Source organism: Maricaulis alexandrii, from assembly GCF_005871165.1.
Taxonomy (GTDB): Bacteria; Pseudomonadota; Alphaproteobacteria; order Caulobacterales; family Maricaulaceae; genus Maricaulis; species Maricaulis alexandrii.
This window is the reverse complement of record NZ_SWKP01000005.1, coordinates 636,226-647,450: the sequence shown is the minus strand read 5'-3', so window position 1 is coordinate 647,450 and position 11,225 is coordinate 636,226. Positions and strand designations below refer to the sequence as shown.

General features: G+C 63.8%; 10 protein-coding genes. 3 read left to right on the top strand and 7 right to left on the bottom strand.

The window, feature by feature from the left end; translation table 11 throughout:
• Positions 1-249: 249 nt before the first annotated feature.
• The 3 genes from FCS99_RS06325 to FCS99_RS06315 form a co-directional block, all read right to left on the bottom strand.
• The gene (locus FCS99_RS06325; RefSeq protein ID WP_138511225.1) at positions 250-753 is read right to left on the bottom strand and encodes a GNAT family N-acetyltransferase; all 504 of its coding nucleotides are present in this window, start codon (positions 751-753) and stop codon (positions 250-252) included.
• Positions 743-1,294 (bottom strand): hypothetical protein, encoded by a 552-nt coding sequence (locus tag FCS99_RS06320; RefSeq protein WP_138511224.1) that lies wholly within the window; start codon positions 1,292-1,294, stop codon positions 743-745. The genes FCS99_RS06325 and FCS99_RS06320 overlap by 11 nt, the downstream gene beginning before the upstream one ends.
• A 79-nt stretch (positions 1,295-1,373) precedes the next feature.
• The gene (locus FCS99_RS06315) at positions 1,374-2,993 is read right to left on the bottom strand and encodes a peptide ABC transporter substrate-binding protein (protein WP_138511223.1); all 1,620 of its coding nucleotides are present in this window, start codon (positions 2,991-2,993) and stop codon (positions 1,374-1,376) included.
• Positions 2,994-3,177: 184 nt separating this feature from the next.
• Between FCS99_RS06315 and FCS99_RS06310 the strand changes: the two genes are divergently transcribed.
• The 3 genes from FCS99_RS06310 (at position 3,178) to FCS99_RS06300 (ending at position 4,602) form a co-directional block, all read left to right on the top strand.
• Entirely contained in the window at positions 3,178-3,819 is a 642-nt protein-coding gene (locus FCS99_RS06310; protein WP_138511222.1) for a MarC family protein, read from the top strand.
• Positions 3,820-4,003: 184 nt separating this feature from the next.
• Positions 4,004-4,261 (top strand): YjhX family toxin, encoded by a 258-nt coding sequence (locus FCS99_RS06305; protein ID WP_138511221.1) that lies wholly within the window; start codon positions 4,004-4,006, stop codon positions 4,259-4,261.
• 146 nt (positions 4,262-4,407) lie between these two features.
• Complete coding sequence (locus FCS99_RS06300; RefSeq protein ID WP_138511220.1) at positions 4,408-4,602, top strand: hypothetical protein; 195 nt, start codon at positions 4,408-4,410, stop codon at positions 4,600-4,602.
• Here the strand turns inward: FCS99_RS06300 and aguB are convergent.
• The 4 genes from aguB to FCS99_RS06280 form a co-directional block, all read right to left on the bottom strand.
• Positions 4,578-5,435, bottom strand: a complete 858-nt coding sequence (gene aguB, locus FCS99_RS06295; protein WP_138511219.1) for an N-carbamoylputrescine amidase — start codon at positions 5,433-5,435, stop codon at positions 4,578-4,580. The genes FCS99_RS06300 and aguB overlap by 25 nt on opposite strands.
• Positions 5,436-5,438: 3 nt before the next feature.
• A complete protein-coding gene (locus tag FCS99_RS06290) occupies positions 5,439-6,614 on the bottom strand; it encodes a serine hydrolase domain-containing protein (RefSeq protein ID WP_138511218.1) in 1,176 nt (391 codons plus the stop codon).
• A gap of 1 nt (position 6,615) precedes the next feature.
• Positions 6,616-7,632 (bottom strand): agmatine deiminase family protein, encoded by a 1,017-nt coding sequence (locus FCS99_RS06285; RefSeq protein WP_138511217.1) that lies wholly within the window; start codon positions 7,630-7,632, stop codon positions 6,616-6,618.
• 112 nt (positions 7,633-7,744) lie between these two features.
• Positions 7,745-10,957: a TonB-dependent receptor gene (locus tag FCS99_RS06280; RefSeq protein WP_138511216.1), complete on the bottom strand. Its 3,213-nt coding sequence runs from the start codon at positions 10,955-10,957 to the stop codon at positions 7,745-7,747.
• Between the last annotated feature and the right edge of the window lie 268 nt (positions 10,958-11,225).

The following is an 11,225-nucleotide window of genomic DNA, read 5'->3' as shown; positions in this document are numbered from 1 at the left end:
CTCCACGGGCTCAAAAGCCCAAGGTGCCCACGACCCGTCCGACGCCAAGCCTGTCTGGCGGTGGTGCGCCAGACAGGCTGTCCCGGAAGACAGCCCAATCTAGCACCCAACTCACATACAAGGTGCCGCGAAGCGGCGGATGAGGGGGGACGGCGAGGTTTTGGCGATCACCTGCCAGCACCGGGATTTCCCCCTCTCCCGGCGCATGCGCGCCACCCTCTCCCCGAGGGAGAGGGGGCGCAATGGGCGCTAGCCTTTCCGCGCAAACACCTTCGAGACGACGCGGTAGCCCTGGCGTTCAAAGAAATCATGCGCGCCTTCATTGCCGATCCCGCTTTCCAGCAGGATATGGTCGGCGCCCCTGGCGTCGGCGAAGGCTTCGGCGGTCTGCAGCAGGGCCTGGCCGATCCCGTCGCCGCGCACCGCATCATCGACCAGCATGTCCTCGACCGTGGCGACCGATTGGCCGTGCGGCGTGGTCTGCCAGTAGACGGCGCAGAAACCGGCCGTCTGACCGTCCGCCTCGGCGATGAAAACCGTGCCGCCACTCTCCAGACAAGCGGTGAAATCGCCGGCCAGAACCGTGTCGAGATCCTCGACCCAGTGTTCCCCGTCGAGACTGCGCCCGGAGAGGATTTCGCCATGGGAGATATAGACCGGCAGGGCTTTCAGGCGCGGCGCGGCCCACTGGCCCAGCGCCCCGGTCTCGTCCGCCGTGATCGGGCGGATGGCGATATCGGTCTCAGTGCTCATCCAGCCACCTCGAAATCGTCCGGCACTTCATCCGCTTGCCCGCGACTTCATAGAAGATACGCTGGCGGTCCTCGTAATCGCCGGACAGGTCCGGCACACGGGCAAAATAATCGTCGAAAATGCCCCGCATGTCGGGCGAATAATGCAGCCGGTACTCCGCCCATTGCTGGCGGAAATAGGGATATTCCGACGCTTCCAGGAACCAGGCCACCCAGGTGCCGAAAATCGTCTTCTCTAGATTGCGGCGGCGGCGCAGGCGGACGGCGATCTCGAACAGGTTCAGCGTCTGCAGGAAATAGTTGTTGGCGACCACCGTATCGTCCGGGCTCAGCTCGGCGGGATTGTCGGGATCATCATTCTGCAGGCGGGACATGACGGCGCGGTATTCCGCCTCGAAGCGGAAGAGTTCCAGCGCCTCGGTTTCCAGCTGGATATAGGTGCCCCGCCGCGTTTCCCTTGCATTCCAGAACACACCGATGATCAGCGCCGCAAAGGCGGCAATGTCCAGCGTGCCCAATATGGGCGGCAGCCAATCCGGCATGAAATCCCCCGCGTTGAAACCGGGGCCAGATTATCCCGCAGACGGGCTTCGCACAGCCCCGCAAGACACAGGGAGATGATTATTCCGCGGCGGCGGCTTCCGCCTCGACCGTACACAGCCAGCGGCTCTGGTTGATGGCCGCCGGATTGGTGACCCAGCCGGTGATGCGCGGCGAGACGAGTTTGCGCGTGGCCTCGAAGAAGACCGGGATATTGGCATGGGAGTCCAGGAACATCTGTTCCGCCTGCGCATAAAGCGCCGCCCGCTCCGCCGGATCGACCGTGTTGAGTGCGGCCTCGGTCAAGGCGTCATAGGCCGGATCGGTCCAGCGGGTATTATTGATCTCGCCGGCCCGCGTCTCCCATTGCAGGAGAATGCCGTAGGGGTCGAGAAAGTCCGGCACCCAGGCCGTGGTGGCGACCTGGAAATCCCCGCCGCGCATGGCCTGGTAATGGATCTGGCTGTCGCGCACCTGCACCCCGGCCTCCACCCAGTCCGCAATCAGGCGCCAGTCCTGCTGGATGACAGGCGCAATGCGGGGCCAGCCGGCGGCCGGCTGGTAGTAGAGGGTGAAGCGCAGCGGATTGTCCGGCCCGAAACCGGCATTTTCCAGCAGGGTCCGGGCTTCGGCGATCCGCTCCGGCATGGGCCTGTCGGCATAATCCAGCCGGACGCCCTCGGGACGGCCGGGAATGCCTTCGGGGATCTCCCGGAAGGCCGGGGCATCATCGCCGCCGAGAATGTCATTGGCGATGAAACGCCGGTCGATCGCCATGGACAGGGCCCGGCGCACATCGCGATTGTCGAAGGGTTCGCTCGCGGTGTTGAAATCGATCGCGCGGATATAGAGGCCGGGCACGGTCTGGACGAGCTCCGGCGAGGTCTGGCGCAGGAAATCCGTGTTGGCGGCGGAGAATTCGACATTGAGGTCCAGCTCGCCACTGCGCACCCGGCGCTCCGCCGAGGCGGTGTCGACGGTGGGATAGAAATAGACCGTGTCGGCGCAGAGCCGGTCCGCCTCGTAGAAATCCGGATTGGCTTCCAGCCGGATGAAATTGCCGGTCCGCCAGTCGGTCATGATGAAGGGGCCGCTGACCACCAAGTTTTCCGGCCGCATCCAGGCCTCACCATGCGCTGCCACGGCATGACGAGGCTGGGGCTGGCCCCAATACATCAGGATGGTCGGCAGATAGGGCGTGGGATATTCCAGCGCAATCGCGACCGTACGGTCATCGATCGCCGTTGCCCCCAGCGTCTCCACCGGCGCTTCGCCGGCATAGATCGCGGCGGCGTTGCGGATCGGGAAAAGCGGCGCGGCATACTGGTTGCCCGTGGCCGGATCGAGCGTGCGCTGCAAGCCGAAGACGACATCCTGCGCGGTGATCGGCTCACCATCCGACCAGACCGCCTCGCGCAGATGGAAAGTCCAGCTCAACCCGTCATCGGACACATCCACACGTTCGGCCAGTCCGAGCCGGGGCGTGCCGTCGGGCAGGGGCTCGTAGAGACCGGCGAACAGGTCGGCGACAATCGTGCGCTCATCCATGATGATCGCCTTGGCCGGGTCCAGCGTGCCCGGTTCCAGCCGGTTGCCGCGATGGATGGTGACGCCCTCATCCGGCGCCCCGCCACAAGCGGCCAAGCTGGCAAGAAGGCCGAGCAGGCCGATCAGACGACCCATGCGGAAGGCTGTGATCATGATATTTCCCCCGATCGGGGAAGCTTGGACCGGCCCTGCCACCACAACAAGCGAATTCGGGCAAAACCGTCCGGTCGGGCCCGTTTGCTTAATTGCATGGCAAGTCTGCGCGCTGCAGCAAAGAATTTCCGTGACCTTTCAAACCTGTCCGGTTATGCGGGCCGCCTGATACAGGACCGTCGTCATGCTTGAACTCTTCACCTCCGCCCTGGTCACCTTCTTCGTGGCCATCGACCCGCCCGGTGTCGCCCCGATCTTCGCGGCGCTGACCGATGGCGCGCCGGCGGCCCACAAGCGCCGCATGGCGATCCGGTCCGTGGTGATTTCCACCTTCATCCTGCTGGGCTTCGCCTTTGGCGGATCCTGGCTGCTCAACGCCATGCACATCTCGCTCGACGCCTTCCGCGCCGCCGGCGGTGTCCTGCTCTTCCTGATGGCGCTGGAAATGATCTTCGAAAAGCGCACCGAACGCCGTGAGGAGCGCGCCGAGGAAATCATCGACGAGCACAACAACCATCCGGACCAGTGGGACGACATCTCCGTCTTCCCGATGGCCATTCCCATGCTGGCCGGCCCGGGCGCCATTGCCACCATGATGCTGTTCATGGCTGACGCCCCGAACCTGATGGCCCAGGGCGTGATCCTCGGCGCCACCGGCATCATCCTGGCCTTCTGCCTCGGCACCTTCCTGATGATCGGCCCGGTGATGAAGCTGATCGGGGAATCCATGGCCGCCATGATCACCCGGATCCTCGGCGTCATCCTGGCCGCCCTGGCCGCACAATTCATCCTGGACGGCATCCAGGGCGCCCTGATGGGCGGCTGATCCGCCGCCGGGCTTGCGTTTGCGAGCCCGGCCGCCTATCTCCGGGGCGTCACTTTCGGAGACTTTATGTCCATCAGCCAAGAGGCCCGGTAGGGCCCGGTCAGACGACGACCGGGCACCTTGCATACGCCGCCGCACGCGATCGCTGCGGCCTGCGTTCCCGTGCCTTTTTGCTGGAATTACAATGGACATTTCACGCCCCGAGCAGCGCGTGCTTCACCTGCTCGCACAAGGCGGCCGCATCGATTTCGAAAAGGATGATCGCGGCCGGATCATCACCATTACCACCATCACACGCGACGGCTGGGCCTGGCCCGGTTGTTCGCTCAACCTGTTCTCCAAGCTGAAACGGCGCCGTTACATCGCCTCGTCGGGCGGCGGTCCCTACCGCATCACCCGGCTCGGTCTGAAACGCGTCCGCTCACAGCCGGACAATCGATAACCTTATCCAACCGGTCACCGCCCGGCCTATTGTCAGGCGGTGACCGGTTGGAAACCAAGTCTTAGCCAAAGCCTGCCATTTTCAGGTCTCAAACACCCGCTAGGGGTCAAGGGAACACCGGGGGGGTGATGGAGGAAAGCATGGGCATGCGCCTGGCAATGCTGATCTTTGCCGCTCTGATTGCGGTCACGGGCCTGACGGCTTCGGCCTGGAGCCTCAGCCGCGGACAGACCGACCAGGCCATCGCCTTCGGCTGGCCGTCCATTGCCATCATCATGGTGCTGGCGCTGTTCCTGCCCGCCCGCAAAACCCTGCTTCAGCCGACCCGCGGCGAAAAATAGGGCGCGTAGAGATCGGTCCGCCGGTCCCGGAAAAAGCCCCAGGCGGCGCGATGGCGCTGCAGGAAATCCAGATCAAACGTACTGGCGACCACGCCGGTATCATGCCGGTCCAGCTCGCTCACCTTCTCACCCGTATGATCGGCGACGAAGGACGAGCCATAGAAGACCTGCCCCCCCTCATCCCCGACCCGATTGGCCGCGATCACCGGGATCACATTCGACACGGCATGCCCCTGCATGGCGCGCTGCCAGCGGATCGCCGTGTCCAGGCTGTCATCATGCGGTTCCGACCCGATCGCCGTCGGATAGAGCAGGACCTCTGCCCCCATCAACGTCATGATCCGGGCGGCTTCCGGGAACCACTGGTCCCAGCAAATGCCCACCCCGATCCGGCCAAAGCGCGTATCCCAGACCTTGAACCCGGTATCGCCCGGCCGGAAATAGAACTTCTCCATATAGCCCGGACCATCCGGGATATGGCTCTTGCGGTAGACGCCCAGCGCCTCGCCATCCGCATCCAGCATGACCATCGAGTTGAAATACATCGGCCCGTCGCGCTCATAGATCGAGACCGGGATCACCACGCCGAGCTCCTTCGCCAGCGGCGCCAATTCGGTCACGCAAGGGTGTTCCATCGCCGGATAGGCGGTCGCGAAAAAGGCTTCGTCCTGCACCTTGCAGAAATAGGGTCCCTGGAAGAGTTCCGGCGGCAGGATGACCTGCGCGCCCCGGCTCGCGGCATCGCGCACCAGGGTTTTCACGGTCTCGATATTGGCCGCCATGTCGGTGCCGAACGGGGCTTGCAGGGCGGCGACACTGATCGTGCGCGACATGGGTTACTCCTCCACAAAGCGATCCAGCCAGGCACCAGGCCCGTCACCGGTTCGCAAATCCATCACGGTCGGCCACAGCCACCAGGCCAGCCGGTTATCCGAATTCCACAGGGCGACAAAGCCGAAACCGGTTTCCGGTTCCAGCACGATCTGCGCGCCATAGCCCGACAGATAGCCCGAATGCAGGACCAGGGTGCGGCCCTGCCAGTCATAGACACGCCAGCCCAGCCCGTACCAGGTCTCGCCGACCCGCTCGCGCAGATCCCCCAGACGCCGGGTTTCCCGCAGCGTCGGCGTCAGCGGCGCATGGATGCGGCGGCGCACGTCTTCCGGCAGGCCCGGCACCGTGCCCAGCTGGACCTGGGCCCAAAGGATGAGGTCGTCCAGCGACAGGTTGAGGCCGGAAGCGGACGGGATACGGTCATAGGGCGTATCCGGATCGCCGGGCCGGTTGGACTGGCGGCGCCAGCCGGAATGCGGCCGCGCCCAAGACTCCGCAGCCGTCAGCGCGTCCGTCCCGATCGAGGCCGAGGGCAAGCCCAGCGCGTCGATCAGGCGCTGCTGCAGCACCGTGTCGAAAGCCTCGCCCGTCGCCGTCTCGATCACCGGTTCCAGGGCCGAAAAGGCAATATTCTGATAGGTGTAGCACTCACCGACCGGACACAGCAGATCCACCCCGGCCAGACGCTCGCGGATCCGCGACGGGGATTGTCCGGCCTCCAGATCGAGATCATAGGCGTTCGGCGGCAGACCGGTACGATGACTGGCCAGTTCCTCCAGCGTCGGCTGGCGGGGCCCCTGCAGGCGCAGGACATGATCCGGCACGGTCTCGCCCAGCGTGACCAGCCCGTCCGCTTCCAAAAGGCCCAGCAGGGTGCCGGTGAAGGTCTTGGAGACCGAGGCCGCCCGGAACAGGGTCTGGCGGGTCACTGGCTCGCCGGACCCGGCCGCCGTCTCGCCCTGCGTATAGATGAAGACCGGCTCGCCCGCCTCGATCACGGCGGCCACCAGGCCGACCATGCGCGGATCGGCCATCGCGGCATCGAGCCGGGTGCGCAGCGTGTCGAGATAGTCCGGCCGTGTTTCGATCGGCTGGACCGGGCTGGCATCATCCTTCGCCTGGACCGGAATTCCGATCAGGGCGGTCAGACACAAGGCCGTCAGGACGTTTCGGATCAATCTAGTCTCCGGGCTGGTGACAGGTCACACAATGAAAGGCCCCTCCGCCCGTCAGTATGGCACGTGCAGACGATCCGACAATCTCATGGGCTGGAAACAGCGGACGCAGGGCCTCGATGGCGGCCGTTTCGCTCGGCGTGCCATAGGTCGGCACCACGACATGGCGCGGTCCGATCACCCAGTTCATGTGGCTGGCCGGGACCAGTTCGCCATCGCCCAGATCCACCAGGCCCGGCGACGGGATGCGATGGACCTCCAGCGGACGGCCCCGGGCATCCGTCATGCCTTCCAGCTGGGCCGCGATGGCGTTCAGGACGTCACCCTGCGGATCGTCTTCGCCGGCCGGAGCCTGGCAGATGACGACGCCGGGGCGGGCAAAGCGGACGATATTGTCGATATGGCCGTCCGTGTGGTCGGCCAGCAGGCCCTCATCGATCCAGAGAATCTTGTCCACGCCCAGCGCGTCTTTCAGGCGCGCTTCGACTTCCGCTTCGGTGAGATCCGGATTGCGGTTCGGATTGAGCAGGCATTGGCGCGTCGAGATCAGCGTGCCCTCGCCGTCAAACTCCAGCGCGCCGCCTTCGGCGACCAGGTCCACTGACCGGATTTCGGCATTGGCGAGACGGGCGATCTCGGCACCGACCGTGTCATCGCCCGGCAGTTCATACTTGCCGCCCCAGCCATTGAAGTGGAAGCGCACCGCCACATCGCAGCCATTCTCGCGCAGGAAGACCGGACCGGTATCGCGCGCCCAGACATCGCCGAATTGCGCCCGTTCGATCCGGGCCAGCGTGCCCATCGCCGCCCGGGCCGAGGCTTCCGCCTGGTCCGTGGCCACCAGGATGACGAGTTCAAACGTCTCACCGCCCTCGGCCGGCAGGACGAATTTGGTGAGAAAATCGGCGAATTCCGCCTGGGCCGGTTCCAGGTCCTCTTCCCAGAGGTCGGCGGCCGAGGGCCAGCAGGTGAAGACCCGGCGCAGCGGGGCGGTTTCGTGGGGCAGATCGATGGTGCTCATGGGCCGCGCCTCTATCACGCAGCGCGACCGCTTGCGAGCGGGAAATGATCGCCCGAACGAAGAAGGGCGGCCCGAGGGCCGCCCTTCCCGATATTCGCAATCTGCAGAGTTCTTAGAACTCGTAGCGCAGACCCACACGCACCGACCAGAGCGAAGCACCGCCCACGCGGGATTCGGTCGTCGGGTTGTTGAAGCTGGAGTAGACGAACTGGGTGTCCGTGGAGTTCAGCTCGGCATCGACCACCCGGTTGCGACGCGGGAAGCCAGCCTCGTTGAGGATGCCCCACTCGTCGTTCAGCAGGTTGGTGAAGTTGTCGATGTCGATGAAGAACTGCGAACGGTGACCTTCCATGAAGCCCGGCAGATCCTGCGTGATACGCAGGTCGGCCTTCGTCCACCAGCCGCCTTCGAAGCCGTTACGCGGAGCGAAACCGCCCGCATAGCCGCTCAGACCAGCGTCAGAGATGAAGTCGAACATCGCGGTCACTTCAGAAGCCGACAGGCCGGACAGGTCCACGTTCGGGTCGGCCGGATCGGTCGGAACGTAGAAGAGCCAGTTGTCGCCCGACAGGAACGGGCTGAAGTTGGTCAGGTCGCCACCACCGTTCGCGTTCATCGTGTAAGAGAACGGACGGCCCGAGGAGGCCAGCGCGAACAGGCTGAAGCGCGTTTCGTATTCCGGAACGAACTCGACGCCATAGTTCACGTTGAAGGTGAAGCGATGTGCGATGTTGTAGTTGGAAACCGCAGCGATTTCCTCGTTCGCACCGATGAAGGCACGGCTGACATAGTTGGAGTATGCCACCGAGGACGTCATCGGCTGGACATCTTCCGCGTCGCTGTAAGCGTAGCCGAAGACCCAGTCGAGGCCGAAATCGTACTCACGGGCGACCGTGAAGGACACGTTCAGGCTTTCGGCCTGGACGTCCGTATTGGTCAGTTCCAGCGTGTCCGGGGAGTTCGGCGAGCTGTACAGCGGGAAGCCGGCCGGACCCGTGCCAATCTGTTCCAGGTCACGACGCGTGATGATCGCGGCGTTGTGGTCCTGGGACCAGAGGATGTCACCGGACAGGGTGTATTCGCCACCCAGGAAACCGCCCAGCGGAACGTCGAGCTGGTAGGTACCGCCCAGGGCGACTTTCCACTCGCCCGGGATCTCGAAGTTCGGATCCAGGTTGTTCATCTCGAAGCCCGGCGAACCCTGACCGTTTGCAACGGCGTTGATGAGTTCGGACGGGACCGAGTAACCCGGGCCGGAGCCGTCCGGATAGACGATGCCGGCGTCGAACAGCGTGGAGTAACCCGCGCCGTAGAACAGGCCTTCATTCACACCGAACTGGGAGATGAAGTCCGTGGAGTAGGTGTTGGACAGCCAGACGTTCGGGTCACCACCGGAGAACAGACCGAAGCCACCGCGCAGGGAGAGGTCGTCATTGACGTCCCAGCTGAAGCCGACGCGCGGCTGCAGGAGGTCACGACCGTCCATGTTCTGGGCGTTGGAGTAGCCGTAGGAAGCCAGGAAGTTCGGGTTTTCCAGCGGCGAGTCGTCCGAGGTGTAGAAGTCGTAGCGCAGGCCGACGGTCAGCTCGAAACCATTGCCGAAGTCGATCACGTCCTGAGCGTACAGGGCGTTGGAGGCGTAAGCCCAGTCGGCAGCGGCGTCGGCCGGGTTCAGGCTCGGCGCGTTGTTGTAGTCGATGTCGTCTGGGATACCGTTCCGGAAGTCGTCGATGCTGTCGAAGTCGAACTGGCCGATCGTGTGCTGGACGAACAGGTTGAAGATGTCCGTCTCTTCGCGCTCATAACCGAACGAGAAGGTGTGGTTGTCCCAGGTATAGGTACCGCGGGCGACCAGGTTGAAGATCGTGTAGTTCAGTTCGTTGGACTGACGGGAGTCGTCTTCACCGATGTAGATGGTGTTGCGCTGACCCGTACCGTCGACGGCAACCGTGTTGCTGTCCGTGATGCGGAACTCACCGAAGCCGTCCTGGCCGATGGAGTTCTGACGGTTCACCAGATCGCTGTAGCCTACGCGGACTTCCGTGGAGAAGTTGTCGTTCCAGTCAGAATACAGGGAGGCGACGAAACGGTTCAGCTCGGCGCCACGCTCATAGAGGTGGTTGGAGAATTCGAACTCGTTCGGGTCACCATCCGAAGCGGTGATGTTGTAGCCGTCATTGTACAGGTAGACGAAGTCGGCACGGTGCTGGTTGTTGATCTCCCAGTCGAAGCGGACAAGCAGCTTGTCGTCTTCGTTCGGGTAGGAGGTCGGCGTCACACCCGGGTCGTAGTTGTAGATGTTGCGCGCGATGTCGAGGATTTCGTCGTATTCAGCTTGCGTGAAACCGGCGACTTCGTTGATCGCACCGGAACCTTCGACGCCACGCGTGAAGGTGTTGGCACCGGACAGGTGCTCATAGTTCACGAAGAAGAAGAGACGGTCTTCGACGATCGGGCCACCGACGTGGAAGCCGTAGCGCTGTTCGTCGAATTCCGGAGCATTGACGCCCACGCCTTCGAGGCTGTCGCCCTGCAGGCTGTCGGAGGTGTAGTCGTAGAAGGCACCGCCGTGGATCTCGTTACCACCGGACTTGGTCACCGTGTTGATGTTACAGGCCGAGAAACCGCCATAGTAGACATCAAACGGAGCCAGTTCGACGGCGACCTGCGAGAGGGAGTCGAACGGGAAGGGCTGACGCTCGGTCGGGAAACCGTTCGAGTTCAGGCCGAAACCGTCATTGATGCGGACACCGTCGAGGGTCAGCGAGTTGAAGCGCGAGTTGGCGCCGGCGCACTGGATGCCATCGACGAAGGCTTCGTCGACATAGATGCGCGGGTCGGTCCGGACGATGTCGGTGATCGTGCGGTTGATCGACGGCAGACGCTCGAGGTCGGTCTGGGTGAAGACGGCGGACGGGCCGACGGCGACTTCAACAGCGTTGATCGCGGACGCGGTCACGACGATGACGTCGGTCGCGTCGGAATCGAGGGTCAGGGCCAGGTCGGTGGAGGCACCCAGTTCGATGTAGACGTCTTCAACGCGCTGGCCGGCGAAGCCCGGAGCCGTTGCGGTGACGATGTAGGGACCACCCGGACGCAGGTTGTCGGCCGAGAAGGTGCCGTTGGCGCCGATATTGGCCGTACGCACGGAGCCGGTCGGCACGTGCAGCACGGTCACGGAACCGCCGGAGATGGCCGAACCGTTCGCAGAGGTCACGGTGCCGGAAATGGCGCCCGTGGTCTGCTGCGCGTAAACCGCAGCCGGAGCCGCAGCCAGCAGGGCGAGGGTCGCCGTGCCGTAGGAAAGTTTTTTCATGAATGACATGGAACATGTCCCCCGATAGGTCGATCAAGTGGGGGCCCGGCCCCCAGTACGAAGCAGGGGTCTCCTACGTCCGGCGTTCAAACTTTCCAAGACGTAATCGCGAAGGTTTTGTGACATCGCGTTGCGAGGTCGCGGACGAATTTTCGCATGCGCAAATGAGGCGGAACGCTAAATATGTGTGTGCACCTGCACAAAACCTCAAAATCCGGGGGGTCCAACTGCGCGGACGGCCCGGAATTTTGTCCACGCCCCCTTTACCGCCCCATGC

Excerpts from the sequence above, each read along its gene's own strand:
- FCS99_RS06285 (WP_138511217.1), bottom strand. The coding sequence starts at position 7,632 with ATGAGCACCATCGATCTGCCCCACGAAACCGCCCCGCTGCGCCGGGTC.
- FCS99_RS06310 (WP_138511222.1), top strand. The coding sequence starts at position 3,178 with ATGCTTGAACTCTTCACCTCCGCCCTGGTCACCTTCTTCGTGGCCATC.
- FCS99_RS06325 (WP_138511225.1), bottom strand. The coding sequence starts at position 753 with ATGAGCACTGAGACCGATATCGCCATCCGCCCGATCACGGCGGACGAG.
- FCS99_RS06320 (WP_138511224.1), bottom strand. The coding sequence starts at position 1,294 with ATGCCGGATTGGCTGCCGCCCATATTGGGCACGCTGGACATTGCCGCC.
- FCS99_RS06305 (WP_138511221.1), top strand. The coding sequence starts at position 4,004 with ATGGACATTTCACGCCCCGAGCAGCGCGTGCTTCACCTGCTCGCACAA.
- aguB (WP_138511219.1), bottom strand. The coding sequence starts at position 5,435 with ATGTCGCGCACGATCAGTGTCGCCGCCCTGCAAGCCCCGTTCGGCACC.
- FCS99_RS06315 (WP_138511223.1), bottom strand. The coding sequence starts at position 2,993 with ATGATCACAGCCTTCCGCATGGGTCGTCTGATCGGCCTGCTCGGCCTT.
- FCS99_RS06300 (WP_138511220.1), top strand. The coding sequence starts at position 4,408 with ATGCGCCTGGCAATGCTGATCTTTGCCGCTCTGATTGCGGTCACGGGC.
- FCS99_RS06280 (WP_138511216.1), bottom strand. The coding sequence starts at position 10,957 with ATGTCATTCATGAAAAAACTTTCCTACGGCACGGCGACCCTCGCCCTG.